The organism is Streptomyces qaidamensis, from assembly GCF_001611795.1.
GTDB classification, from domain to species: Bacteria; Actinomycetota; Actinomycetes; order Streptomycetales; family Streptomycetaceae; genus Streptomyces; species Streptomyces qaidamensis.
Map to the genome: position 1 here is coordinate 1,150,417 of NZ_CP015098.1, position 24,143 is coordinate 1,174,559.

The window sequence follows — 24,143 nt, forward strand, 5'->3', positions numbered from 1 at the left end:
GGTTTACGTCGCTCCGCAGTGGTCAGGCGGCGGGGATGTCGCACCGGCACCCCACCGCCGCACCACCGGCACAACGCGCAGGCACCCGTCCGGGCTCCCCGAACCCCGCGCGGGAGGCGTGATGAGCGAGGACACCCTGCGCATGCGCGCGGTCACGACCGGCGGGGAAGCGGAACGGAGAGCGCCGCAGCCCGTGCCGGAACCGGCCGGCCGACGGGACGCGTTCTTCGACAACGCCAAGTACCTGGCGATCGTGCTGGTGGCGATCGGGCACGCCTGGGAGCCGCTGCGGGACGGCAGCCGGGCGGCCGACGCGCTCTACATGGTGGTGTACTCCTTCCACATGCCGGCGTTCATCGTCATCTCCGGCTACTTCTCGCGCTCCTTCGACGCGGGCCCGGGGCGGATCAGGCGCCTGGTCACCGGGCTCGCCGTGCCGTACGTCGTCTTCGAGACGGCCTACACCCTGTTCACCCGGTGGACCGACCAGGAGCCGGACCGGCCGGTCAGCCTGCTGGATCCCCTCTACCTGACCTGGTTCCTGGCGGCCCTGTTCATCTGGCGACTGACCACACCGATCTGGCAGCTTGTGCGGTGGCCGCTGCCGATCGCCCTGGTCGTCGCGATGCTGGCGACGCTCTCGCCGTCCATCGGCAACGACCTCGATCTGCAGCGCACGCTGCAGTTCCTGCCGTACTTCGTCCTCGGTCTGCTGCTGCGGCCCGACCACTTCCACCGGGTGCGGCGCCGCGCGGCGCGGATCCTGGCCGTGCCGGTCTTCGCCGGCGCGCTCGCGGTGGCCTACTGGGCGGTGCCGCGGATGAGCGGCGCCTGGTTCTACCATCGCGACAGCGCCGAGGAGCTGGCCGCCCCCTCCTGGTACGGGCCCGTCATGACGCTGACGACCTTCGGCTGCTCGCTGGCGCTGGTCGCCTGCTTCCTCGCCTGGGTGCCCGGCCGCCGCACCTGGTTCACCGCGCTGGGCGCGGGCACGCTCTACGGCTACCTGCTGCACGGTTTCGTCGCACAGGGGTCCAAGTTCTGGGGCTGGTACGAGCCGGCGTGGGTGCACCGGCCCCTGGGCGAGATCCTCGTGACGGTCGCCGCCGCGGTGCTCGTGACCGCACTGTGCACCCCGCCGGTGCGACGGGTCTTCCGCTGGGTGATGGAGCCCGACATGGCGTGGGCGTTCCGCCGGAACACGGGCGGTCGGGCGCGGGAGCAAAGCGCCGTACGCGCGTGAGCGGACCGTCTCACGGCTCCTGACCTAGCCGGATCAGCAGCACCCCGGGCGTGCGCGGCACGGACACCGTCACCCCTTCCCCGTCCCAGACGGCCCGGCCGAACCCGCGCTCCCCCGCCGCCGGCGACGACGGATGCAGGATCTCCGCCCGGACGATCCGGCCCGCCAGGTGCCGGACGGGGATGTGGAGTTCGTCCGGTCCGCCGCGCCGCCAGACCGAGAGGTACGCCGTGCCGTCACCGGGGACCCGCAGCCCCAGGGCCAGCCACTCGTCCGTCCAGCCGGGCAGGCTCAGCGGCCAGAACGGCAGGGCCCGGGCGAGGTCGCCGCGGATCGACTTGTAGACGTCGACGGCGTCCCGGACGAGGGCGCGCTGGTGGTCCGACATGCGGTTCAGGTGACCGGAGAGGTGGATGCGGCCGAGGAGGGCCCCGCCGAGGGTCCAGGCGATCAGGTCGTCGTCGTACTCGGGCTGCGGGTAGGCCCAGACGGCGCCCTGCTCGGGCGGGACCGCGGTGGGCGCCGAGGCGGCGATGGGCGGGTAGCTCAGCGGGTCCTGCTGGTCGCTGGTGGACTGGAGCTGGACGGCGGCGAGGGTGGCGCCGTCCATGCGCATGCCGCCGGAGGCGCAGTTCTCGACGACGAGGCCGGGGTGGCGGTCCAGGACTCCGGAGAGCCAGTCCAGGTAGGCCTGGGCGTGCCCGAGCAGGCCCGCTCCCGGTGCGAGGTCGCCGGGGGCCTGGGTGCCGGGGTCGACGACGATGTTGTAGTCGAGCTTCAGGTAGCCCACGCCCCAGTCGCCGGCGATCCGGTCGACGGTCTTGTCGAGGTGGGCGCGGGCCGCCGGGTGCCGCAGGTCCAGTTGGTGGCGGCCCTGTTCGGTGAGGCGTACACCGTCACGCTGGAAGAACGCCTCGGGCGGCAGCTCGGCCGCGACGGGGCTGCGCACCCCGACGACCTCCGGCTCCAGCCACAGCCCGGGCACCATGCCGCGCTCCCGGATCCGGTCCAGGACGGCCCGGATGCCGCCGTCGGGGAAACGACGCGGCGAGGGCTGCCACGCACCGACGCTGTCCCACCAGCCCCGGGTGTCGTCGTCGTACCAGCCGGAGTCGATGCAGAAGTACTCGGCGCCCGCGTCGGCGGCGGCGTCGATCAGCGGCAGCAGCTTGGCCGTGGTCGGGTCGCCCATGAGGGTGTTCATGTAGTCGTTGAAGACGACGGGGAGGGCGGCGTGGTCGGGGTGCGGGCGGCGGATCGCCCGGCGGTAGGAGGTGAGGGCGCCCAGCGCGGCGTCGAGGTCCGGGCCGAGGGCCAGGGCGCCGGGGACGGTGGTGAACTCCTCGCCCGGTTCGAGGCGGATCCGCCACTGGTGCTCCGCGTCCGTGGGGCCGTTGAGCGCCAGGTAGGTGCCGTGCGCGCGTTCGCCGAGGTCCCAGCGCCAGCCGGCCGGGGACTCGACCTGCCATGCCCAGGCCCGGCCGCCGCCCCGCTCGGTCAGCGCGCCCATGGCCAGATGTCCGTCGGTGGGCCAGCTGCCGCGCCCGGTGAGGGCGAGGGCTGCCCGGCTGTCGTGCTCGTGGACGTCCGTGTTGATGTCGGCGACGGACGCGCGCAGCGGCTCGGCGTACCAACGGCACTCGGCGAGCCAGTCGTTGCGGGCCCGGTGCACGTCGAGGGCGTCGGGGGCGGGCAGTGCGCCGAGCAGGAGGCTGCTGACGGACTGGACGACCAAGGGGGCACGGCCGTCGTTGCGGAGCCGGACGCGGGAGCGCAGGACGGGCAGGCCGGCCGGTGAGGTGAGTTCGACGAAGGCCGTCAACCCGGTCGCCGGGTCGTGGAGTTCGGCGGTGCACCACTCCCAGCCGTCGCGTTGGCCGGTCCGGTGGTTCCGGTAGGCGAGCCGCGCGCCGAAGGCAGTGCCGGTGAAGCGGGGGCCGGACCAGCCGCTGCCGTGGCCGAGGGCGGTGAGCTCCACCAGCGGGAGCGCGCACTGGGGGGCGGCTTCGCGGTCGTCGCCGGGGTGCGCCAGCCGGACCAGTCGCAGGGTCCCGTCGGCGGCGACGGCGAACCGGGCAGCGAGTGTCTCGTGCCCCCAAGTGAACTCGCCGTGCCGCTGGTTGGAGACCATGTGCGCCGCATCCGCCGTGCCGGTCAAGGTGCTCCCCCTCCTGGCCCCGCCCCGTTGCCGGGGAGCGGAGGTCCGCGTGAATCCCTCGTTACGGTCTCTTGACGACCCAAGTGTGACCGGTCACAATCCTCGCATGAATGTGACCGGTCACACAAGGCGCCCGGCGAGCATCAGGGACGTCGCCACGGCCGCCGGGGTCTCGTACCAGACGGTCTCGCGGGTGATCAACGGCCATCCCAGCGTCCGGCCGGCCACCCGCGAGCGGGTGCTGGTCGCCATCGAGGAGCTGGGCTTCCGGCGCAACGCCACGGCCCTCGCCCTGGCCAGCGGACGCACCCGCACCGTGACCGTGCTCACCGCGAACACCACCCACTACGGCTACGCCTCGATCCTCCAGGGCATCGAGGAGTCCGCCCGGGCCGCTTCGTACGCGGTCGGCATCGGCGTACTGGAATCCGCCGAGGCAGCGGCCGTCGCCGCCGAAGTGCAGCGCGCGACGGACGCCGGCGGCGGGATCGTCGTGATCGCCTACGATCCGGCCGGTGTGCGGGCGCTGGGAGCGGTGCCCGACGGGCTGCCGGTCGTGGGCGTGGTCGAGACCCCGGCGAGCCCGCCCGGCGGCGAGAGCCCCTGGGTGTGGACCGACGACCGCGAGGCCGCCTACCAGGCGACCCGGCATCTGCTCTCCCTCGGCCACGAGACCGTGCACTACGTCGCCATCCCCTCCAGCACCCGCCGCACCAGCGCCCGCACCAGCGGCTGGCGGCAGGCGCTGAAGGAGTCGGGCGCCCCGGAACCCCGCCCGGTGCAGAGCAGTTGGGGACCTGCGGGCGGTCACGCGGCGGCGCTGAAGCTGGCGCGGGACCCGTCCGTCACCGCGATCCTGTGCGGCAACGACGACCTCGCGCTCGGCGTGCTCCGCGCCCTGCACGAGACGGGCCGCGCGGTGCCGGGCGAGGTCAGCGTGGCGGGATTCGACGACGCCCCGCACTCCGCCTTCCTCACCCCGTCCCTGACGACCGTGCGCCTCGACTTCACCGGCCTCGGCCGGGCCGCGTTCGCCCTGTTGCACGGGGCGCTGGAGGAGTCCGCGCCGGTCGCCCCGCACCCCGTGTCGGTACCGGAACTGGTGGTGCGGGAGAGCTCGGGCCCTCCGCCCTCCGGGACCTGAACGTCCCCCGTGAACACCGCAGTTGTGAGTCCCGCTTCCTGAACCGAACCCTGCTCGGAAAGGCACGTGATGAACAGAAGAGTTCTCCCCGCCCTGGCACTGATATGTGCCGCGGGACTGGCCGCCACCGCGTGCAGTGATCCCACCGCCGGGGACTCCGGTGGGGACGACGCCGGGCAGACGGCGGTGAACCCGACCGCACGGCTGGAGGGCGTGAAGCTGACCATGTGGACCGCGCAGAACACGGTCAACGCACCCAAGCAGGTCATCGACGCCTTCGAGAAGGCCACCGGAGCCGAGGTCGACACCCAGGCGATCCCGGACCTCTACGAGCAGAACGTGCCGACGAAACTGGCCTCCGGCGACCGCCCCGACCTGATGTTCTGGCAGCCGTCCATCTCCACCCTGCCGTTCGTCCAGCCGCAGCAGAACCTCCTCACGCTCGACGCCGAGCCCTGGGTCTCCGAGCTCGGTGACACGGAGAAGTCCCTCGGCGTCATCGACGGCAAGCGCTACGCGGCGATCGTCACCAGCCCGGCCATGCTCGGCGTCTACTACAACAAGGACGTCTTCAGGCAGGCGGGCATCGCCGAAAAGGACTTCCCCCGGTCCTACGACGAACTGCTCGCCCTCGGCCACAAGGTCACCGACAAGACCGACGCGGCCGCCTTCTACGAGGCCGGTGGCGACAAGTGGCCGCTCCAGTGGCAGATGCAGGTCCAGCTCACCGATCTGGACCAGCAGTGGTGGGCGGACCTGAACGCCGGCAAGAAGAAGTGGACCGACCCGGTCGTGGTCGGCGCGATCAAGAAGTACAAGGACAAGCTGCTCGACGCCGGGCTCGCCCAGAAGAACTACCGCACGGGTACGTTCACCGGGCAGGCCGACGCCCTGTGGAAGGGCGAGGCCGGCATGGTCCTCAACGTCACCTCCTTCCAGAGCCAGTTGCAGGCCAAGTACTCCACCGCCGAGATCGACAAGAGGATCGGCTGGTTCCCGGTCGCCAACTCCTCCGCGACCGGCCTGTACTCCCCCGACCAGACCAACGGGGTCGTCGCCTTCAAGACGGGTGACGAGAAGCGGCAGAACGCGGCCCGGCAGTTCCTCGCCTTCTGGCTCGGCCCGGACTACCCGGACTACATCAAGGCGATGAAGATCCCGTCCGTGCAGCCGTCCGTACCCACTCCCGGCGGTCTGCCCGAGACGTCCAAGGCCCAGGTCGCGGCCCTGCCGAAGGCCATCGGCGTGTTCCAGGCCAAGGCCATCGTCGCCCCCGACACGCACCTCTACCTGGCCGACATGATCTTCGGCAAGAAGAGCCCGCAGCAGGTCGCGCAGGCGATCCAGGACCAGTTCGCGCAGGTGGCCAAGGCCCAGGGCGCACCCGGGTTCTGACGATGGCGGACACGGTCGTACGGACACGCAAGCAGCCATCGGCAGCCGGCCCGCCGAGGAGCGTGGGGCGGCTCCCGCGCGCCGCGGTGCACCACCCCTGGTGGTTCGCGCTCCCCGCCATCGCCGTCTTCGCGGGGTTCTTCCTGGTGCCCAACCTGCTGAACTTCTATTACCCGTTCACCGACTGGTCGTCGTACCACGCGGACATCGCCTTCACGGGCCTGGACAACTTCCGGACCATCGCCGACGACGGTTCGCTGCTGCGCGCGATCCGCACGACGCTGGTGTACGCGCTGCTGGCGGCGCTGTTCCAGAACGGTTTCGGGCTGGTGCTGGCGCTGCTGCTGGAGGACGACAGCCGCTTCAACCGGTTCTTCCGGGCCGTCTTCTTCCTGCCCGTGTTGATCTCGGCCCTCGCGACCGGGTACGTCTTCCAGGCGCTCCTCGACCAGGACGGAGCCGTCAACTCCGTGCTGGGCACCGACATCCCGTGGCTGGGCTCGACGACCTGGACGCTGGTGATCGTCACCCTGATCCACGGCTGGAAGTGGATGGGCCTGGCCATGCTGATCTATCTGGCGGGTCTGAAGGGCATCCCGGGCGACATGCTCGAAGCCGCCCGGATCGACGGGGCCGGGCCGTGGCGGACGTTCTGGTCGGTGCGCTGGCCGATGCTCGCGCCGGCCGTCACCTTCAACGTCACCACGGCGCTGATCGGTTCGATGAACACCTTCGACATCGTGCAGGCCACGACCGGCGGCGGGCCCGCGGCCTCCACCGAGGTCTTCAACATCTACATGTTCCGGATCTTCGGGCAGGGCCTGTACGCGCAGGCCTCCGCGATGAGTCTCGTGCTCTTCCTGGTCGTGGTCGCCGTGGCGATCCCGCTGGTCGTGGGGCTCCGGCGAAGGGAGCAGCTGCTGTGACCCCGGTGTGGCGCTACGGCCGTCCCGCCCTGGTCCTGCTGCTGGCCGGGCTGGCCGTGGGCGTGCCGCTGTGGCTGGTCGCCGTCACCTCGGCCAAGCCGCAGGCGGAGGCGATCAAGCCGAACCTGGACCTGCCCCGGCACTGGCAGCCCGCCGCCAACTACGCGGACGCCCTGGGCGAGGGCGAGATGCTGCGCGGCTTCCTCAACTCCCTGCTGGTCGTGGTGCCTTCCGTGGTCCTGGTGCTGATCCTGGGCGCGGGTGCCGCCTGGGTCTTCGCGCGGCGGAAGTCGAGGCTGGTGTCGGCGGCGTACGCGCTGTGCATCAGCGGGCTGCTGCTGCCGCCCGCCGTCATCACCATCGTGATGGAGCTGCGCCAGCTGGGCCTGGCCGGCACCCGCCCCGGCATGATCGCCGTCTACACCGGCATGTATCTGTCGACGTCGATCTTCTTCATGACCGGCTTCATCCGCGCCATCCCCACGGAACTGGAGGAGGCGGCCCGGATGGACGGGGCGACACCGTCGCGGATCTTCTGGCGGATCGTCCTGCCGCTGCTCCGGCCGGTCATCGCCACGGCGACGATCATGGTGATGCTCTATGCCTGGAGCGACGTCTTCTACGCGTTCTTCGTCCTCGGCGGCGGAGACCGGGCGACCCTGCCGCTCAACCTCTACCAGGTCGCCAGCGCCCAGCTCTACCTCAACAACTGGCATCTCGTCTTCGCGTACGTCGTGGTGATGAGCCTGCCCATGGTCGCCGTGTTCCTCGTCGGCCAGCGAAAGATCGTGTCCGGAATCACCAGTGGAGCCGTCAAGTGACTGGAGGTCCAGCAGCGTGATCACCCCCACCCGCACGAGATCCCGTACCAGAACCGCCCTGTTCGCAGCACTACTTGGAGCAGCCGCCATGGCAGCCACCCTTCCCGCGGCCGGTCCCGCGGCAGCCGCAGCCGATCCGCAACGCCTCACCGTCGACCTCGACGCCTCCGAGGGCCCGGTGATGCTCGGCGCCAACGGCTCCCTCTACGGGCTCAGCGACGACGGGGTGCCCAGCGACGCCGTGATGGAGCCCCTGAAGATCACCAGCGTCTCGCAGAAGCCGGAGGGCGGCGCCCAGCACCCCAACGGCGACGCGCTCACGGTCTCGAAGTCGTTCTTCCGCACCGGCGGCGGCGAGATCAACGTGATGATGCAGGACATCTACGCCAAGTGGCCCTACGAGGACCTCGGCATCGACGACTACCTCCCCAAGGTCGACAAGATCGTCAAGGAGATATCGGCCGACCAGAACAGCGACCGCTTCGTCTACATCCCCTTCAACGAGCCCGACCAGATCTGGTACAAGCTCGACGTAAAGGACCAGGCCCAGTACGAGAAGAACCGCGACCGGTTCTTCAAGGACTGGAAGACGGTGTACCAGCGGATCCGCGCGATCGACCCGGACGCCCGCATCGCCGGACCCAACGAAGCCGCCTATCACACGCGTCTGCTGAAGGACTTCCTCGCCTTCACCAAGCGGGAGAACGTCGTGCCCCAGGTGATGACCTGGCACGAGCTCGGCTCCGGCTCCCTGCGCGACTTCCAGGCCCACTACGACGAATACCGCAAGCTGGAGCGCGAGGCGGGCATCGCCCCGCTGAAGATCAACATCGACGAGTACGCCAACCGCCGCGACCTGTCCGTGCCCGGGCAGCTCGTGCAGTGGGTGTCGATGTTCGAACGCAACAAGGTGTTCGCCAACATGGCGTACTGGGACGCCGCCGGCAATCTCAGCGGCCATGTGGTGCGCTCCAACATCCCCAACGGCGGCTGGTGGCTGTTCCGCTGGTACGCGGGCCTGACCGGGAACACCGTGAAGGTGACGCCGCCGCAGCCGAACACCGTCGACACCCTGCAGGGGCTCGCCTCCCTGGACACCTCCCGCCGCCAGGCCCAGGTGCTGCTCGGAGGCGCGGACGGCGACTCGGACGTGGTCGTGAAGAACGTCCCGCGCTCGGTGTTCGGCCGTACGGTCACCGCGACGGTGGCCGAGGCCTCCTGGTCCGGCTACGAGGGGCAGCACGCGGCTCCGCGGGTCCTGGCGCGCACCAAGGTGAAGGTCGCGGGCGACGGCTCGGCGACGGTCCCGCTGCGCGGCCTGCACAAGATGTCGGCGTACCGGATCGTCCTCACCCCCGGCGGCTCGGGCAGCCCGGCTGCCGCCTCCGTCCCGTGGTCGGCGTCGTACGAGGCCGAGGACGCCGCCATCACCGACGGCAAGGTCTACACCCAGGGCACGGTGAGCAACGCCAACGGCTACGCCGCCTCCGGCACCAAGGACGTCGGCTCCCTCAACCAGCCGGGCAGCAAGGTCGCGTTCACGGTGGAGGTGCCGAAGGACGGCACATACGACCTCGCGGTCCTGTACGGCAACCAGTCCGGCGGTCCCGCCACGCAGAAGCTGACCGTCGACGGCGCCGACCCGGTAACGGTCACCTACCCCTCGACCGAGAACTGGACCTACCGCGCCAAGAGCGACGTACGCGTCCGACTCAAGGCGGGGACGCACCAGTTGGTGCTGGCCAAGGGCGACGCCGAGGTCACGCTCGACCGGATCGACCTGACGAGCGACACCGGCGCGGCCTTGACGTCGTACGAGGCCACCCTGGCGGACATCAGCGGCAAGCCGTCGTACGACTACTCGTCCTCGGCCGGTGTGGGCACGGGTGCCCTGGTGCTGCGCTCCGGAGACAAGGCCGTCTTCGACGTGTACGCCCCGCGCGACGGCTACTACACGGTGACCCCGCGAACCTCGGCGGCGGTGGGACTCGCCCTGCACGGCGAGAAGGTCACGGCGGCGCCCGGCCGCCCGCTGCGGCTGTACCTCGTCGCGGGCAACAACCGGGTCGCGATGACGTCGGGGCACGCCGCCGTCCGCTCCCTCGACGTCTCCGGCGACGGCTCGACGTCCGGCACCCTCTCCTACGAGGGGGCCTCGGCCACGCTCGCGGGTGGCGCGAAGCTCGTGGACAGCCCGCACGCGTCCGCCGGCTCGTACATCGGCTGGCTCGGCAACAGCCCCTCCAGCACCGCCGAGTTCACGGTGACCGCGCCGAGGTCCGGCCGCTATGTGATGGTCGTCCACTACGCCCACAACGACCGCCGGGACAACGGCCACGCCTACAACACGGACATCATGTCCCGTACGGCCGACATCAGGGTCGGGGGCGCCCCACCGCAGAAGGTCACGTTCAAGAACACCTGGAGCTGGGACGACTACTGGACGGTCGGCGTCCCGGTCGATCTGGCGAAGGGCGCGAACAAGGTGACGTTCGGCAACACCACCGCCTGGGCGCCGAACATCGACCGGATCGAGCTGGGCCGGGTCGTGGGCTGAGCGACGCAACTGCTGACGCCAGGTCAGCGGGCCCTGGTGCCGCAGTCCGCCGTGGAGGCGGGCTGCGGCACCGTCGCGTCGAGGGTGATCCCTTTTCGGCCAATCCCGCCACGTGGGGACGCGCGGCGCGACCCCCTCCGCCCGCACCCTCCGGGTGCGGCGCCGTTGCGGCTTGTCGCGCAGTCCCCCGCGCCCCTCAGAGCACGCCCCACCGCTCCGACGCGCTGGTCAGAGCGGCGTCGCCGCGTGCAGGATCAGGACCATCGTGACCGCCGAGTTCGCGGACGACATCGCCGAGATGGCCGTCCCGGCGGCCGCGCCCCACGCCGCCGCTCCGACCGCCGTGAACGCCGGCGGCCAAGGGCGCACGGCTGGGGCCGGGCCGAGCAGCGCCGCCACCCGGCGCGGCACCGGGCCGGGAGCCGCGAGTCCCGCGAGGGTGGGCAGCGGGGTGCCCCGCGAGACGAGCGCGGCGGTGCCGATCGCCCTCGCCACCGTGCGGCGGCTGCCGATCACCCGGGCCGCCTCCTCGTCCGCCCACCGCTCCGCCGTGTACGCCACGGCGGTACGCAGCGGTCGCAGGAACGGGTTGGCGCGGGCCGCCAGTTGCACGGCGAGCAGGTAGCGGTCGTGCCGTGCGGCGAGGTGTGCCCGCTCGTGGGCGAACAAGGCCCGGCGCTCGGCCGGCCGGAGCCGGTCCAGCAGGGCCGTGGTCACCACGACACGGCCCCGCCCGGTACCGGCGCTCGACACCCCACCGCCGGTCCGGCGCCCGCCGGGCGGCAGGGCGTACGCGTAGGGCACGGCGTCGGGCAGCACCGCCACCTCCGTCTCCCGCAGCCCGGCCAGGGCACGATGCGCCTGACGACGTACCCGCCCGTGCCGCCGCACCGTCCGGACACAGGCGACGACGACCGCACACAGCGCGGGGATCGCGGCCTTGCCCACGACCTCGTCGTACGGCACCGCCGCCCGCACCTCGGCGTCGGACCAGCCGTCCGGCAGCGGGTTGCCGGGCAGTTGGGCGGTGCCGACCACCATCACCAGCGCCAGGCAGACCGTGCTGCACAGGGACAGCACCACGGCCAGCACCGTCAGCAGCCGGGTCGCGGTGCGCGGATGCAGATGCTGTTCGGCGAGGCGGGCGACCGGCCAGGCGGTGAGCGGCAGGATCAGTGGCAGAAAGACGAAGACCCCCATGAGGCTTCAGTCTTCCCCTTCGCTCTGGGCCTGATCCAGCAGGTCGCGCAGCAGCCGCTCCTCGTCCGGGCCGAGGCCGGTGACGAAGCTGGCGAGCACGGCCCCGCGGTCGCTCTCGGCGTCCAGCACCTTGCGCATCTTGCGGGCGGCCAGGCCCGCCTGGTCGGAGGCCGGTGTCCAGGCGAAGGACCGGCCGACCCGCTCCCGGGTGACCGCGCCCTTGCCCAGCAGCCGGGTCAGGATCGTGATCACCGTCGTGTACGCCAGGTCACCGCCGAGGCGTTCCTGCACCCAGCCGGCCGTGGCCGGGCCGTCCGCCTCCCGCAGCGCCGACAGCACCAGCGCCTCCAGCTCGCCCTGTCCCCGCCGGGGACGCTGCCCAGGACCCGTCACCGCCCCGCCTCCCTCTCACCGCCCTGCGTTGCCCTTGCGGACATCGTATAGATCCGCCGGACCGATGCCGCCTGCTTCTACATTGCTGTAGATTCAGAGTGACATCCGCAGTGACATCCGCAGTGACATCCGCAGTGGCATCACACCGCACACGTCAACGCTCAAGAAGGAGTACCCCGTGGGAGTTTCCCTGTCCAAGGGCGGCAACGTCTCGCTCAGCAAGGAGGCGCCCGGCCTGACCGCCGTCCTGGTCGGCCTGGGCTGGGACGTCCGCACGACCACCGGCACCGACTACGACCTCGACGCCTCCGCCCTGCTCCTCGACGCCTCCGGCAAGGTCCCCTCGGACCAGCACTTCGTCTTCTACAACAACCTCAAGAGCCCGGACGGTTCGGTCGAGCACACCGGCGACAACCTCACCGGTGAGGGCGAGGGCGACGACGAGTCCGTCAAGGTGAACCTCGCCGCCGTGCCGGCCGAGATCGACAAGATCGTCTTCCCGGTGTCCATCCACGACGCCGAGAACCGCGGCCAGAGCTTCGGGCAGGTCCGCAACGCCTTCATCCGGGTCGTCAACCAGGCGGGCGGCCAGGAGATCGCCCGCTACGACCTGTCGGAGGACGCCTCGACCGAGACCGCGATGGTCTTCGGCGAGCTCTACCGGCACGGCACCGAGTGGAAGTTCCGTGCGGTCGGCCAGGGCTACGCCTCGGGTCTCGCCGGTATCGCCGCCGACTTCGGCGTCAACGTCTGACACGGACCACCGCGCCGCCGGGCCCGACCGCGTGTGGCCGGGCCCGGCGCCCGCATCAGCAACCGACCGGGAGACCATGTGGCCGACCCGTCCCGCCTCCGCCCGGACGACCGCGCGGACTTCGAAGCCGTACTGCACCACGCGCTGGGCACCGCGGAGATCCGTGGCGCCCTGGGCACCGACCCGGCCGGCCGGGCGGCCGCGCACCTGCGCGCCCACGCGCTCGCCCACGCCGACGAGATCGCCGCGGCGGCCGAGGTGCCGTACCGCTCCTACCTCGCCGTGCGCAGGGCCGCCCGGCGGGAACAGCGGCGCCTGCTCGGCACGGGCGACCTGCTGCCGGCCCTCGCGGTGCTCACACCGCTCGTGGCGGGCACGTCCGCCGCGGCGCTGCTCCTGACCGGCGGCCTGCTGCACCTCGCCGACGCCCTCGGCCCGCTGCCCGGATCGCTCGTCGCGGCCGGCTGGACCCTGGCGCTCGTGGCGGCCGTGACCGGCCTCGGAACCCTGGCCGCCCTGCTGCACACGGCCCTGCGCGGGCGCGGCGTGCCCCCGGCCGCCGAACAGGCGGAGCACGCCCGGCTGGTCTGGCGGCAGGAGCTGCTCGACCGCGGAATGCTGCCGCACCTGCGCCGGCACCTGCTGCCGCATCCCGATACGGCGATCACACCGTGCTCGCCGCCCGATACGCTCTCGCCGTGCCCGGCCCGGGCGAGAGAGGACAGGACACCATGTTCGGACTGAGCGAGTTCGCGATCATTCTCATCGTCGTCATAGCGGTCATCGGGATGAAGAAGCTCCCCGAGCTGACCCGCTCGGCCGGCAAGGCGGCCCGCATCCTCAAGGCCGAGGCCCGCGCGGCGAAGGACGAGGAGGCCGGGACGGCCCCCGCGCCGCGGGTGGTCCAGGGCGAGATCGTCCCGCAGGGCACCGGCACGACCCCGCCCGGTGCCCGGGCGGCGGACGCCCCGGACCACCCCTGATCCGCCCATGTCTACAGCGTGCGCTCCAGGCGGTCGGACACGAGCCTGACGAAGCGCGCCGGGTCCTTGGGCTGGCCACCCTCCGCGAGCACCGCCAGGGTGTGCAGCAGCTCGGCTGACTCGGCGAGCTCCGTACGGTCCTCGCTCGCCCCGTACGCCTCGTGCAGGCCCTTCACCAGCGGGTGGCCGGGGTTGAGCTCCAGGATCCGCTTGGTGCGCGGCACCTCCTGGCCCATCGCCCGGTACATGTTCTCCAGGGCCGGGGTCAGGTCGTGCGCGTCCGAGACGACGCACGCCGGGGAGACCGTGAGCCGCGTGGAGAGGCGGACCTCCTTGATGTCCTCGTCGAGCTGCTCGCGCATCCAGCCGAGCAGCCCGGCGTACTCCTCGGCCTGCTTCTCGCGCTCCTCGCCGGCCTTCTCCCCGCCCTCGCCGTCGAGGTCGATCTCGCCCTTGGTGACGGACCGCAGCTTCTTGCCCTCGTACTCGCCGACGGCGTCGACCCAGACCTCGTCGACGGCGTCGGTGAGCAGCAGGACCTCGATGCCCTTGTCCCGGAACGCCTCCATGTGCGGGGAGTTCTCGATGCTCTGCCGGGACTCACCGGTGATGAACCAGATGTCGTCCTGACCGTCCTTCATCCGCTCCACGTACTGCGCGAGCGTCGTCGGCTCGTCGTCGGAGCGGGTGGTCGCGAACGAGGACACGGCGAGGATCGCGTCACGGTTCTCGGAGTCGGTGACCAGACCCTCCTTCAGGGCGGTGCCGAACTCGCGCCAGAACGTGCGGTAGCGGTCCGCGTCCTTGGCGAGGAACTCCTTGACCGTGGACAGCACCTTCTTCGTCAGCCTGCGCTGCATCATCCGGATGTGCCGGTCCTGCTGCAGGATCTCGCGGGAGACGTTGAGCGAGAGGTCCTGCGCGTCGACGACGCCCTTGACGAAGCGCAGGTAGGGCGGCAGCAGCGCCTCGCAGTCGTCCATGATGAAGACGCGCTTCACGTACAGCTGGACGCCGCGCTTGAAGTCCCGCGTGAACAGGTCGTGCGGGGCGTGGGAGGGGACGAAGAGCAGGGCCTGGTACTCGAAGGTGCCCTCGGCCTGGAGCCGGATCGTCTCCAGGGGCTCGCGCCAGTCGTGGCTGATGTGCTTGTACAGCTCGTGGTACTCGTCGTCGGACACCTCGTCGCGCGAACGCGCCCACAGGGCCTTCATGGAGTTCAGCGTCTCGGGCTCGGGCGCGCCCTCGCCGTCCTTCGCCTCCGGGACCATCCGGATCGGCCAGGTGATGAAGTCCGAGTAGCGCTTGACGATCTCCCGGATCGTCCACTCGGAGGTGTAGTCGTGCAGCTGGTTCTCGGGGTCGGCGGGCTTGAGGTGGAGCGTGACGGACGTGCCCTGCGGCGCGTCGTCGACCCTCTCCAGGGTGTACGTGGCCTCGCCGCGCGACGTCCAGCGGGTCCCCTGGCCCTCCCCGGCACGCCGGGTCACCAGCGTCACCTCGTCCGCCGCCATGAAGCCGGAGTAGAAGCCGACGCCGAACTGGCCGATGAGCCCCTCGGCCCCGGCCGCGTCCTTGGCCTCACGCAGCTCCTCCAGGAACGCGGCCGTACCCGAATGGGCGATGGTGCCGATGAGCCGGCCGACCTCGTCGTACGACATGCCGATGCCGTTGTCCCGCACCGTGAGGGTGCGGGCCTCCTTGTCGATGTCGAGCTCGATGTGCAGGTCCGACACATCGGCGTCGAGCGCGTCGTCCCGCAGCTTCTCCAGACGCAGCTTGTCGAGCGCGTCGGAGGCGTTGGAGACGAGTTCCCGCAGGAAGACATCCTTGTTCGAGTAGACCGAGTGGATCATCAGCTGGAGCAGCTGACGCGCCTCTACCTGGAACTCAAACGTTTCGGTCGTCATGGTTCGCGAATCCCTCACAGGTCCACAGTCGCCTGAACTGGATGTCACTGTAAAACACCAAGTCAGGCCGGGTCCCCGGAACTCAGACGAGACGGGCGAAGACGACCAGGTTCTCGGTGTAGTCCCGGGCCCGACGGTCGTAGGCACCCGCGCAGGTGATGAGCCGGACCTGGGCGTCCGGTGTGTCGCTGTAGACGCGGTCGCTGGGGAAGGCGTCCTTCTCGAACGACTCCGTGGCGTAGACGACGAAGGTCGCCTTGCCGCCGTCGGCCCGCGCCACCTGGAACCGGTCGCCCTTCCTCAGCTCGCTGAGCCCGGCGAAGACGGCTGGGGAGGTCGCGGTGTCCACGTGCCCCGCGATGATCGCGGTACCCGCCTCTCCGGGGGTGTGGCCCTTGGCGTACCAGCCGACGAGGTTGGTGTCGTGCGCAGGCGGGGGCTCCAGCTGGCCCGAGCTGCCGATGGCGAGGTCGGTGAAGGGAGCGTCGACCGAGATCTTGGGGATGAGCAGGCGGACCGGCCGGGACCGCGGTAGATGCGGGCCTGCGCCGGCCGCGGCGGTCCGGCGCGGCGCGGCGGACCCGGGTGGTGTGCCGGGCTGGTCGGGGACGGCCGGGCTCGCGGCCACGGCCGGTGGAGCGTGCGGCGGGCCGGCGGCGTCGGACGACCCGCCGCGGCCGCCGACCAGGCTCACGGTCAGGACGAGGGCGACCACCGCCCACAGCACCGACACGACGGTGCGCAGCCGCCGCTTCGACGGTTCGGGGCCGGGGTCGGGAAGAGCGGGGGGACTGGCTGCCATCAAGGACCACCTCATTCGGGCACGGCACGCGGGACGACGAGCCGGGCCGCCGCGACGCGATGTGCACGTGCGGCGGCCACGGCTGCTGTGAGGTCAGGCGCCGGTCACGCGGTGCCGCGCGAGGCCTTCTGGCGTCGCAGCGCGAACAGACCGGTGCCGGCCACCGCCAGCACGGCCATCCCGCCCGCGGTCACGCCCGGCGCGGAGGCCAGCCCGCCGCCACCGGTGTGCATGCCGCCGCGCGGCTTGTCGTGCTTGCCGTGCTTGCCCTCCCAGGAGCCCTTGTCGTGCTCGCCGTGCTTGCCGCCCCAGTCGCCGTCCTCCTTGTAGGTGTCCGGGTCGTGCTTGGGGTTGTCCCAGTCGTCGGAGTTCACCGCGGCCAGGGCTCCGCCACCGGTGTGCATCCCGCCGTGCGGCTTGTCGTGCTTGCCCTTCCAGGAGCCCTTCTCGTGCCCCTTCTCCTTGCCGTGCTCCTCTTCCTTGCCCTCCTGGTCGCCCTTGTCGCCGTCCCCCTCGTCGTCCGAGGACACCGCGGCCAGGGCTCCGCCACCGGTGTGCATCCCGCCGTGCGGCTTGTCGTGCTTGCCCTTCCAGGAGCCCTTCTCGTGCCCCTTCTCCTTGCCGTGCTCCTCTTCCTTGCCCTCCTGGTCGCCCTTGTCGCCGTCCCACTCGTCGTCCGAGGACACCGCGGTCAGGGCTCCGCCACCGGTGTGCATCCCGCCGTGTGGCTTGTCGTGCTTGCCGTCCTTGTGGTGCTCCTTGCTGTAGGAACTGGAGTCGTTGTCCCAGTCACCCATCGCCTCGGCGTAGGCGGCGGGCGCGGTGATCGCGAGGGCGGCCGTGGCCGTGGCCGTCGCGAGCAGCATGCGGGCAGAGCGCATCGGTGAGTCCTTCCGTCGCGACCCGGGCAGCTGACGCCTCGCCAGCTCACGAGACCCGGCCCCGACGTGAACCACGGTCATTCATGCCGGACAGCCCCACCATCCAGGGCGTACACACGGGTTACGACGGCACTCCGACGGCGGAACGCCCCGGTGTTCCGGGGGCGCTGGAAGGACTCGGAAACCCCTCCCCGTCAGCGCCGTCCGAAGCCCCGGTGCGCCATGCGGACCGGGTCCGGATCGGCCAGCTGGGCCGCCATGCCGACGAGGACCAGCCCGCCCGCGATGAGCAGCCCCTGAGCCAGGGCGATGCCGCAGGCCAGCACGACGACGCCGAGTGCCAGCCCCCACCAGGCGCCGGTACGCCGGTACTCCCGGGGCCGGGCGGGGCGGCCGGATCTCATGGCCCGGGTGAACCGGGGGTCCTCCTGCTCGAGTCGTGCTTCGAGATCGACGAGGCGGTGGTCTTCGGAGGGGGGCACGGCTTCTCCTTCCCGGAACCCGAGCGCTTCGAGGCAGGCACGGCCGAGATCATGACAAGTTTTGGGGTGGCGGATCCTGCGGCGGTGCGGAGGGAGACGGGCTGCCGATGCGCCGGTGCGGCCGGCCGCGGCTGTCTCACCAGGGCTTCAGCTTCTCCCTCCTCCAACGGCTTACGCCATCGGGCCCCATGCCCATTCTTCCCGGTGGCCGACCCTCATGAACGCCGGGACGACAAGGGGGTGTTCGGAGAGGGGCGACCGGTCGACGCTCCATGCGCCGCTCCCGGCACCCACCCGGGTCGAGGTGGTCACCGGGCCCACGGCCGTCCTGCGGGGTGGCTCCGCCTGGCTCGGGCCGGTCCGGGTGCGGACGGTGCCGGCACCGCTGGCACTGTGCGACCGGCGCGAGCAGGGGCTCGGCGGCTGGAGCGGCTCGGCGGCTGGAGGGGGGCGTGACGTACGCACGGGCGGTGGAGGTGCCGCCCGGGCCCGACCCCGTGCTGGACCTGGGGCGGGTTCGGGGCAGTGTGGAGGTGTCGGTCGACGGGGAGTTCGCCGGGGAGGCGTTCTGCGCGCCGTACCGCTTCCCGCTGCGCGGTGCGGCGGGGCGGACCGTCCGGCTGGAGGCGACGGTCCGGGGCACGCCGGCGCCGTACCTCGCGGAGGCCACGCCAACCGCCTGGGCTTTCCCGTCGCAGCTGCCGTCGGGGCTGTGGGGGCCGGTGACGCTGCGGGTTCCGTCCGGGGGTCAGGGCTCGTCCGGCGGATCATGGGCCGAACCAGGGGCGGACCGAGGCGAGGGCCGGCCAGTGCCCTGATCGTCTTGACCGCCCCCGGCAGGCAGTGCTGGAGTCGGCACGTGGACAGCATCCCCGCCAACCGGCGGCTCTGGAACCGGATCAGCAGCGCCTACCAGCACAAGCACGACCCGCAAATCGGCGCCGCGCCCCGGCTGTGGGGCATGTACTCCGTCCCCGACGCGCACCTGCACGCCCTGGGCGACGTCACCGGCAAGCGCGTCCTCGAACTCGGCTGCGGCGCCGGCCAGTGGTCCAGGGCACTCGCCGCCGAGGGCGCCACCGTGGTCGGGCTCGACCTGTCCGAAGCCCAACTCGCCGCAGCGGCCCGCGCGATGGGAGCGGCCCGCTACCCGCTGGTGCAAGGTGCCGCCGAACAACTCCCCTTCGCCGCCGACAGCTTCGACCTGGTCTTCTGCGACTTCGGTGGGCTCAGCTGGGCGCCCCCGCACCTGGCCGTCCCGGAGGCCGCACGCGTCCTGGGCCGAGGCGGGCGCCTGGTGTTCAACGTCGCCAGCCCATGGTTCGAAGCGTGCTACGACGAAGCCGCCGGCCGCGTGACCACGACGCTGCGGCAGGACTACTTCGGGCTGAACACCATCGCCGAGGACGACGGCGCGACCAGCTACCAGCTCACCTACGGCGACTGGGTCAAGGTCCTGCGCGGCGCGGGTCTCGTCATCGACGACCTCATCGAGCCGCGGCCCGAACTCGGAACACCCAACGGCTACAACGAAACCGACCCACCCGACTGGGCACACCGCTGGCCGGCGGAACTGCTCTGGGTGACCCACAAACCGTAAGCTCCGCCGCGCCGAGACGTGAAGGCTTCCCCTCGCCGGGCAGGCCTGGGTCGTGTCCGCAAAAGGCCCCTGGCGTCAACCGAACGACAGGCCCTCTAGTCGTCGGAGAGCGGCCGGGTGGAGGCGCGCAGGACCAGGCCGGGGGCGAAGACGCGGGTCTCGTGGAGGTGGTCCGCGCGAGCCTCGATCTCGTCGAGCAGCATCTCCACCGCCGCGCGGCCGAGGTCCTCGACGGGCTGCCGGACCAGCGTCAGGGTCGTCGCCCCGAAGGTCGCGACGTCGAGGTCGCCGTAGCCGACGACCTGCACGTCCTCGGGGATGCGCACGCCGCGTTCACGTCCTCGGGGATGCGCACGCCGCGTTCGGTCAGCCCCCGGCACAGGCCGGCGGCGAGGAAGTCGTGGGTGCAGAACCCCCGTCGGGCGGGTCCTACAGCCCGCGGGCGATCTCCGTGCCGTAGGCGACGGTCATCCGCTCGGCGACGACCTGGCCGAGCCGGGCCTCGCGGCGACTGCGGACGGCCTGCCGGGCGCCCTGGCAGCGGTCGGCGCACTGGCGTATGCCGCGCTCGCCGTTGACGACGAGGATGTCGCGGGCCCCGCTGTCGAGGAGGTGCTGTACGGCGATGCGGCCGCCGGCGATGTCGTCGACGGAGGCCGAGCAGCCCTCCCGGCCGGGCATCGCGCGGTCGGCCAGGACCAGCGGGATGCCCCGCTCGCGCAGCCCGGCCAGCCGGCCCGGGTCGGCGCTGAGCGGTACGACGACGCCGACGGCCCGTTGCTCGACGAGCATGCTGAAGTCGCCCTGCTCCCGCTCGGGGGCGTCTCCGCTGTGGCACAGGACGAGCGAGTGGCCGTGGTCGCAGGCCGCGTCGGCGGCGCCCCGCGTGATGCGCGCAGAAGGAGTTGGTGACGTCGGGCAGGACCAGCCCGATCGCGCAGGAGTGACCGGTGCGCAGACCGGCGGCTCCCGGGTGGGGGACTGGTCGAGCGCGGCGACGCGGACGCGCTCGGCGGTCTGCGCGGTGACCCGCTCGGGCCGGTTGAGCACGTTCGACACCGTGGACACCGAGACACCGGCGGCGGCTGCGACGTCCTGGATGCGGGCGGGGCGTGCCGGAACGGCGTCCGCCCCCTCGCTGTTGCGGCCGCGCGACCAGGCACGACGATGGCCTTCATGGGCGCCGCACGTATACCGTGACCGGACGTGGAACGTTTTGGCCGCCCGGCCCCCAGGGCCCCCGGTCAGGCGGAGGGCGCGCCGGTGAGGACCTCCACACGGCCGGTGTCGAGCGAGTAGTAGGCGCTGACGACGGCCAGCTCGCCCTTCTTCACCAGTGGCGCGAGGTCCTTGTTGGTCCGCAGGTCGGCGGCGGTCTGCTTGACGTGGATCCGGACCATCGCGTCGACGGGGTCGGCGTGCTGCCGCTTGACGGTCTCCCGGTAGGCCGGCCGCAGGGCTTCGGCGATCGACCGGAGGTTGCCGGGCAGCGGCTTGTGGTCCTTCAGTGCTTCGTACGCCGCCTTGACCGCGCCGCATCGCTGGTGGCCGAGGACCACGACGAGCGGCGTGCCGGACGTCATCGGGCCGTACTCCACCGAACCGACGACGACCGGTCCGACGACCTGCCCGCCGGTGCGCATCACGAACAGGTCGCCGAGGCCCGTGTCGAAGACGAGCTCCGGCGGCACGCGGGAGTCGATGCAGGAGAGGATCACGCCGTACGGGTCCTGCGCCTCGGCGACGAACTCGCGCCGCTGCGGATCGCGGTCGGGGTGCTGGAGTGTGCCGTCCACCCAGCGCTTGTTGCCGTCCATCAGCCGAGCGAACGCGGACCAGGGCGAGTCCGGTCGCGCGGCCGCCGCGGGAGAGGGCGAGGGCGTGCCCGCCGCGGCCGCGGCCTTGCCCGTGCCGGCGGTGCCCTTCGACGAGCAGGCGGTGAGCAGCGCTGCGCCGGCAGCCAGCCCACCGGTGAGTATGGCCCTGCGCTGCGGTGTCTTGGCGGTACCCATGTGGCCGTCCCCTTTCGGTCGCCGCCCTCCCTGGTGGGAAGCGGTGATTCCACTCTCGTGGGGGGCCGGTTAGCGCCCGTACAACGCTCGTGCAGCGCGGGAGAAGGACTGATCCAAATCGCGGGCCGGGCAGAACCCTTCCGGTCAGGAGTGCACCGTGCCGGTCGCCGCACCGCCCGGCGCCGTCGTCGAGCCGCCCCCGAAGCGGATCCCCTTGGCCTCCTTGCCGAGCGCGCTCAGCAGGATCACCACGGCCAGGGTGGGCACGATGGTCCATGCCATGGCCGACGGGTAGCCGTGGCGCTCGGCGAGGGCCTCCTGGATCGGCAGGTTGAGTGCGGCGATCAGATTGCCGAGCTGGTAGGTGACGCCGGGGTAGAAGCCCCGCACGGCGTCCGGGCTCATCTCGGTCAGATGCGCCGGGATGACGCCCCACGCGCCCTGCACGCACACCTGCATGAGGAAGGACGACAGCATCAGCCAGCCGACGGTGGTGGACAGCACGAAGAACGGCACCACGACCAGGCCGGCGGCCGCCGCGATCATGATGGTCCGGCGGCGGCCCAGCCGCTCGGAGTAGGCACCGAGCACCACTCCGCCGATCATGGCCCCGATGTTGTAGACCACCGCGATCGCGATCGACGTGTTCGCCGACAGGTCGAGGCCCTTCTTCACGAAGGTCGGGTAGATGTCCTGAGTGCCGTGCGACATCCAGTTGAAGGCGGTCATCAGCGCGACCAGGTAGACGAAGCGCCGCAGCACCGCGGGGTTCCTGAACACCTGGTGCGCGGGGGTGCGGTTGAGCGCGACGCTCTTCTCCCACACCTCGCTCTCCTCCACCCTGCTGCGCACCCACAGCGCGACCAGGGCGGGCAGCAGGCTGAACGCGAACAGGCCGCGCCAGCCGAAGACGGGCTCGATGACGAAGAACGCCACGGCGGCCAGGAGATACCCCAGCGAGTAGCCGCTCTGCAGCAGGCCCGACCAGAATCCGCGCCGTTCGGTGGGAATCTTCTCCATGGCCAGGGCCGCGCCCAGACCCCATTCGCCGCCCATGCCGATGCCGTAGAGCAGGCGCAGCACCAGCAGCACGGTGTAGTCGGGCGCGAAGGCGCAGGCGAAGCCGACGATCGAGTAGAAGACGACGTCGACCATGAGCGGGACGCGGCGGCCCCGGCGGTCCGCCCACATGCCGAAGAGCAGCGCGCCGACCGGCCGCATCACCAGCGTCGCGGTGGTGAGGAAGGCCATGTCGGTGAGGGAGACATGGAAGTCGTCCGCTATCTCGCTGTAGACGAGCACGACCAGGAAGTAGTCGAACGCGTCCATGGCCCAGCCGAGGTAGGCGGCCACGAAGGCGTTGCGCTGGTCCTTGGTCAGACCCGCGGCCTGCCCTGTCACGGTTTTCAGCACCATTGCCTCCCGAAGTCCGCAGCCGAGGCTAGGGACGCGGCGACGGGATTCGGGCAAAGCACGAGCCAGTTTTGGGCCAAGATCACGACGATCCGTCAACGGCGGCCGGGCACCTGCCGTCCGGGCGTGGCGACACCGCCGGACGCCGCCGCGTCGATCAGGCGGCGGAAGGTGCCGCACTCCAGATGGCTGGGTGCGGGGCAGGCTGCGGCATGCCGCAGCGAGTCCCGCAGGACGCCCAGTTCGCGGATCCTGCGGTCCAGTTCGTCCGCCTTGGCGGACAGCATCCGCCGGTCGATCCGCGGCTGCCCGTCCGGGGCGAACATCTGCGCGATCTCGTCGAGCGAGAACCCGGCCGTGCGCCCCAGCGCGATCAGCGCCAGCCGCTCCAGCACTCCGGGGTCGTACTGACGCCGCAGCCCGCGGCGGCCGGTCGAGACGATCAGCCCCTTCTCCTCGTAGAAGCGCAGTGTCGAGGCGGGCACACCGGCGCGGTGCGCCACTTCGGCGATGTCCAGGTCTGTCATTGTCTTGACCTCAAGTCGACTTGAAGTAGAACGCTGTCATCCCGTCCCGACGAAGGCAAGCAGAGGGAGAGACCATGATGAACGCCTCGCACAGGTCCGACGACGAGCAGGCCGCCCGCTGGAACGGGCCCGCCGGCAGCGCATGGGTGGATCTCCAGGAGCTGCTGGACGAGATGTTCAGGCCGTTCGAGAAACTGCTCGTCGAGGCGGTGGCCGCCGAACACGCGGGCAGTGTGCTCGACGTCGGCTGCGGCACGGGCGGCGTCACCCGGGCCGTCGCCCGCAGGGCAGGTCACTGCGTCGGTGTGGACATCTCGGGGCCGATGATCGAGGCGGCCCGGGCACACGCCGAGCGGGAGGGCGTAACGGCGTCCTTCATCCAGGCCGACGCGCAGGAGTACGCGTTCGAACCCGGAGCCTTCGACGCCGTCGTGTCGCGCTTCGGCGTCATGTTCTTCAGCGACCCCGTGCGTGCCTTCGGCAATCTGCGGAGCACGGTGCGGGACGGGGCCGGGCTGCGGTGCGTCGTGTGGCGGGGCCCCGAGGAGAACCCGTTCATGACGACGGCCGAACGCGCCGCGGCCCCGTTCCTGCCGGACCTGCCCGCCCGTCGGCCGGACCAGCCGGGCCAGTTCGCGTTCGCGGACCCGGAGCGCGTCCACCGCGTCCTGGCCGGGAGCGGCTGGGCCGGGATCGACATCCAGCCGGTCGACGTGGTCTGCGCCCTGCCCGAGACGGACCTCGTCACCTACTTCACGCGGCTCGGTCCGCTCGGCGTGGTCCTGCCCGGGGCCGACGAGCGGACCCGGGCGGAGATCGTCGAGGCGGTCCGCCCGGCCTTCGACCCCTTCGTGCAGGGCGCCCAGGTCCGCTACACCGCGGCCTGCTGGATGGTCTCGGCCCGGGCCGCCACCGCGAAACTTTCGTGAGGTCCGGCCCTCT

General features: G+C 71.5%; 24 protein-coding genes. 12 read left to right on the forward strand and 12 right to left on the reverse strand.

The annotated features are described in order from the left end of the window. The first annotated feature begins 121 nt into the window (after positions 1-121). Complete coding sequence (locus A4E84_RS04780; protein WP_418082173.1) at positions 122-1,243, forward strand: acyltransferase family protein; 1,122 nt, start codon at positions 122-124, stop codon at positions 1,241-1,243. Between the two features lie 10 nt (positions 1,244-1,253). Here A4E84_RS04780 and A4E84_RS04785 read toward each other — a convergent pair whose 3' ends face one another. Continuing rightward, positions 1,254-3,374 carry an alpha-galactosidase gene (locus tag A4E84_RS04785; protein WP_062931313.1) on the reverse strand — a complete coding sequence of 707 codons (2,121 nt, stop codon included), beginning with the start codon at positions 3,372-3,374 and terminating at the stop codon, positions 1,254-1,256. A gap of 133 nt (positions 3,375-3,507) precedes the next feature. On the opposite strand from A4E84_RS04785, the gene A4E84_RS04790 reads away from it, so the two are divergent. From A4E84_RS04790 to A4E84_RS04810, 5 genes are all read left to right on the forward strand, one after another. After that, positions 3,508-4,545, forward strand: coding sequence for a LacI family DNA-binding transcriptional regulator (locus A4E84_RS04790; protein ID WP_062925336.1), 1,038 nt, complete (start codon positions 3,508-3,510; stop codon positions 4,543-4,545). A gap of 69 nt (positions 4,546-4,614) precedes the next feature. Next, a complete protein-coding gene (locus A4E84_RS04795; protein ID WP_062925337.1) occupies positions 4,615-5,940 on the forward strand; it encodes an ABC transporter substrate-binding protein in 1,326 nt (441 codons plus the stop codon). Positions 5,941-5,942: 2 nt separating this feature from the next. Next, on the forward strand, positions 5,943-6,866 hold the full coding sequence (locus A4E84_RS04800; RefSeq protein ID WP_062925338.1) for a carbohydrate ABC transporter permease: 924 nt from the start codon (positions 5,943-5,945) through the stop codon (positions 6,864-6,866). Next, a complete protein-coding gene (locus A4E84_RS04805) occupies positions 6,863-7,687 on the forward strand; it encodes a carbohydrate ABC transporter permease (RefSeq protein ID WP_062925339.1) in 825 nt (274 codons plus the stop codon). Before A4E84_RS04800 ends, A4E84_RS04805 begins: the two co-directional genes overlap by 4 nt. Positions 7,688-7,775: 88 nt before the next feature. Further along, positions 7,776-10,244 (forward strand): carbohydrate-binding protein, encoded by a 2,469-nt coding sequence (locus A4E84_RS04810; RefSeq protein ID WP_062925340.1) that lies wholly within the window; start codon positions 7,776-7,778, stop codon positions 10,242-10,244. A gap of 228 nt (positions 10,245-10,472) precedes the next feature. Here the strand turns inward: A4E84_RS04810 and A4E84_RS04815 are convergent, their stop codons facing one another. Further along, a complete protein-coding gene (locus A4E84_RS04815) occupies positions 10,473-11,444 on the reverse strand; it encodes a M56 family metallopeptidase (protein ID WP_062925341.1) in 972 nt (323 codons plus the stop codon). A 6-nt stretch (positions 11,445-11,450) separates the two neighbouring features. After that, a complete protein-coding gene (locus tag A4E84_RS04820; RefSeq protein ID WP_062925342.1) occupies positions 11,451-11,837 on the reverse strand; it encodes a BlaI/MecI/CopY family transcriptional regulator in 387 nt (128 codons plus the stop codon). Positions 11,838-12,015: 178 nt separating this feature from the next. Here A4E84_RS04820 and A4E84_RS04825 point away from each other — a divergent pair, with 178 nt between their 5' ends. The 3 genes from A4E84_RS04825 (at position 12,016) to A4E84_RS04835 (ending at position 13,574) form a co-directional block, all read left to right on the forward strand. Beyond that, positions 12,016-12,591 (forward strand): TerD family protein, encoded by a 576-nt coding sequence (locus A4E84_RS04825; RefSeq protein WP_062925343.1) that lies wholly within the window; start codon positions 12,016-12,018, stop codon positions 12,589-12,591. A gap of 78 nt (positions 12,592-12,669) precedes the next feature. Next, entirely contained in the window at positions 12,670-13,335 is a 666-nt protein-coding gene (locus tag A4E84_RS04830; RefSeq protein WP_062925344.1) for a hypothetical protein, read from the forward strand. Beyond that, positions 13,323-13,574: a twin-arginine translocase TatA/TatE family subunit gene (locus A4E84_RS04835; RefSeq protein WP_062925345.1), complete on the forward strand. Its 252-nt coding sequence runs from the start codon at positions 13,323-13,325 to the stop codon at positions 13,572-13,574. The genes A4E84_RS04830 and A4E84_RS04835 overlap by 13 nt, the downstream gene beginning before the upstream one ends. An 11-nt stretch (positions 13,575-13,585) precedes the next feature. On the opposite strand, the gene htpG is transcribed toward A4E84_RS04835, so the two are convergent. The 4 genes from htpG to A4E84_RS04855 all read right to left on the reverse strand — a co-directional run bounded on the left by htpG (position 13,586) and on the right by A4E84_RS04855 (position 17,649). After that, positions 13,586-15,484 (reverse strand): molecular chaperone HtpG, encoded by a 1,899-nt coding sequence (htpG, locus tag A4E84_RS04840; RefSeq protein ID WP_062925346.1) that lies wholly within the window; start codon positions 15,482-15,484, stop codon positions 13,586-13,588. 82 nt (positions 15,485-15,566) lie between these two features. Next, a complete protein-coding gene (locus A4E84_RS04845) occupies positions 15,567-16,286 on the reverse strand; it encodes a class F sortase (protein ID WP_079128872.1) in 720 nt (239 codons plus the stop codon). A 104-nt stretch (positions 16,287-16,390) separates the two neighbouring features. Beyond that, positions 16,391-17,167: a hypothetical protein gene (locus tag A4E84_RS04850; protein ID WP_062925347.1), complete on the reverse strand. Its 777-nt coding sequence runs from the start codon at positions 17,165-17,167 to the stop codon at positions 16,391-16,393. 194 nt (positions 17,168-17,361) lie between these two features. After that, positions 17,362-17,649 (reverse strand): DUF3040 domain-containing protein, encoded by a 288-nt coding sequence (locus A4E84_RS04855; RefSeq protein ID WP_062925348.1) that lies wholly within the window; start codon positions 17,647-17,649, stop codon positions 17,362-17,364. Between the two features lie 452 nt (positions 17,650-18,101). Between A4E84_RS04855 and A4E84_RS40375 the strand changes: the two genes are divergently transcribed. Further along, positions 18,102-18,467, forward strand: coding sequence for a hypothetical protein (locus A4E84_RS40375; protein ID WP_062925349.1), 366 nt, complete (start codon positions 18,102-18,104; stop codon positions 18,465-18,467). Between the two features lie 41 nt (positions 18,468-18,508). Further along, positions 18,509-19,249 (forward strand): class I SAM-dependent methyltransferase, encoded by a 741-nt coding sequence (locus A4E84_RS04865; protein ID WP_062925350.1) that lies wholly within the window; start codon positions 18,509-18,511, stop codon positions 19,247-19,249. Between the two features lie 95 nt (positions 19,250-19,344). Here the strand turns inward: A4E84_RS04865 and A4E84_RS44325 are convergent, their stop codons facing one another. The 5 genes from A4E84_RS44325 to A4E84_RS04885 form a co-directional block, all read right to left on the reverse strand. Then, on the reverse strand, positions 19,345-19,575 hold the full coding sequence (locus A4E84_RS44325; RefSeq protein ID WP_237304835.1) for a substrate-binding domain-containing protein: 231 nt from the start codon (positions 19,573-19,575) through the stop codon (positions 19,345-19,347). A 103-nt stretch (positions 19,576-19,678) separates the two neighbouring features. After that, positions 19,679-20,299: a type 1 periplasmic-binding domain-containing protein gene (locus A4E84_RS44330; protein ID WP_237304838.1), complete on the reverse strand. Its 621-nt coding sequence runs from the start codon at positions 20,297-20,299 to the stop codon at positions 19,679-19,681. 194 nt (positions 20,300-20,493) lie between these two features. After that, positions 20,494-21,261 carry a carbonic anhydrase gene (locus A4E84_RS04875; RefSeq protein WP_174569405.1) on the reverse strand — a complete coding sequence of 256 codons (768 nt, stop codon included), beginning with the start codon at positions 21,259-21,261 and terminating at the stop codon, positions 20,494-20,496. Positions 21,262-21,405: 144 nt separating this feature from the next. Continuing rightward, positions 21,406-22,674, reverse strand: a complete 1,269-nt coding sequence (locus tag A4E84_RS04880) for an MFS transporter (RefSeq protein ID WP_062931316.1) — start codon at positions 22,672-22,674, stop codon at positions 21,406-21,408. A gap of 95 nt (positions 22,675-22,769) precedes the next feature. Next, positions 22,770-23,201 carry a helix-turn-helix domain-containing protein gene (locus A4E84_RS04885; RefSeq protein ID WP_062925351.1) on the reverse strand — a complete coding sequence of 144 codons (432 nt, stop codon included), beginning with the start codon at positions 23,199-23,201 and terminating at the stop codon, positions 22,770-22,772. A gap of 74 nt (positions 23,202-23,275) precedes the next feature. On the opposite strand from A4E84_RS04885, the gene A4E84_RS04890 reads away from it, so the two are divergent. After that, on the forward strand, positions 23,276-24,130 hold the full coding sequence (locus tag A4E84_RS04890; protein WP_335340822.1) for a class I SAM-dependent methyltransferase: 855 nt from the start codon (positions 23,276-23,278) through the stop codon (positions 24,128-24,130). The last annotated feature ends 13 nt before the right edge of the window (positions 24,131-24,143 follow it).

Excerpts from the sequence above, each read along its gene's own strand:
- A4E84_RS04780 (WP_418082173.1), top strand. The coding sequence starts at position 122 with ATGAGCGAGGACACCCTGCGCATGCGCGCGGTCACGACCGGCGGGGAA.
- A4E84_RS04785 (WP_062931313.1), bottom strand. The coding sequence starts at position 3,374 with ATGGTCTCCAACCAGCGGCACGGCGAGTTCACTTGGGGGCACGAGACA.
- A4E84_RS04790 (WP_062925336.1), top strand. The coding sequence starts at position 3,508 with ATGAATGTGACCGGTCACACAAGGCGCCCGGCGAGCATCAGGGACGTC.
- A4E84_RS04795 (WP_062925337.1), top strand. The coding sequence starts at position 4,615 with ATGAACAGAAGAGTTCTCCCCGCCCTGGCACTGATATGTGCCGCGGGA.
- A4E84_RS04800 (WP_062925338.1), top strand. The coding sequence starts at position 5,943 with ATGGCGGACACGGTCGTACGGACACGCAAGCAGCCATCGGCAGCCGGC.
- A4E84_RS04810 (WP_062925340.1), top strand. The coding sequence starts at position 7,776 with ATGGCAGCCACCCTTCCCGCGGCCGGTCCCGCGGCAGCCGCAGCCGAT.
- A4E84_RS04815 (WP_062925341.1), bottom strand. The coding sequence starts at position 11,444 with ATGGGGGTCTTCGTCTTTCTGCCACTGATCCTGCCGCTCACCGCCTGG.
- A4E84_RS04835 (WP_062925345.1), top strand. The coding sequence starts at position 13,323 with ATGTTCGGACTGAGCGAGTTCGCGATCATTCTCATCGTCGTCATAGCG.
- htpG (WP_062925346.1), bottom strand. The coding sequence starts at position 15,484 with ATGACGACCGAAACGTTTGAGTTCCAGGTAGAGGCGCGTCAGCTGCTC.
- A4E84_RS04845 (WP_079128872.1), bottom strand. The coding sequence starts at position 16,286 with ATGGCAGCCAGTCCCCCCGCTCTTCCCGACCCCGGCCCCGAACCGTCG.
- A4E84_RS04850 (WP_062925347.1), bottom strand. The coding sequence starts at position 17,167 with ATGCGCTCTGCCCGCATGCTGCTCGCGACGGCCACGGCCACGGCCGCC.
- A4E84_RS04875 (WP_174569405.1), bottom strand. The coding sequence starts at position 21,261 with ATGGGTACCGCCAAGACACCGCAGCGCAGGGCCATACTCACCGGTGGG.
- A4E84_RS04885 (WP_062925351.1), bottom strand. The coding sequence starts at position 23,201 with ATGACAGACCTGGACATCGCCGAAGTGGCGCACCGCGCCGGTGTGCCC.
- A4E84_RS04890 (WP_335340822.1), top strand. The coding sequence starts at position 23,276 with ATGATGAACGCCTCGCACAGGTCCGACGACGAGCAGGCCGCCCGCTGG.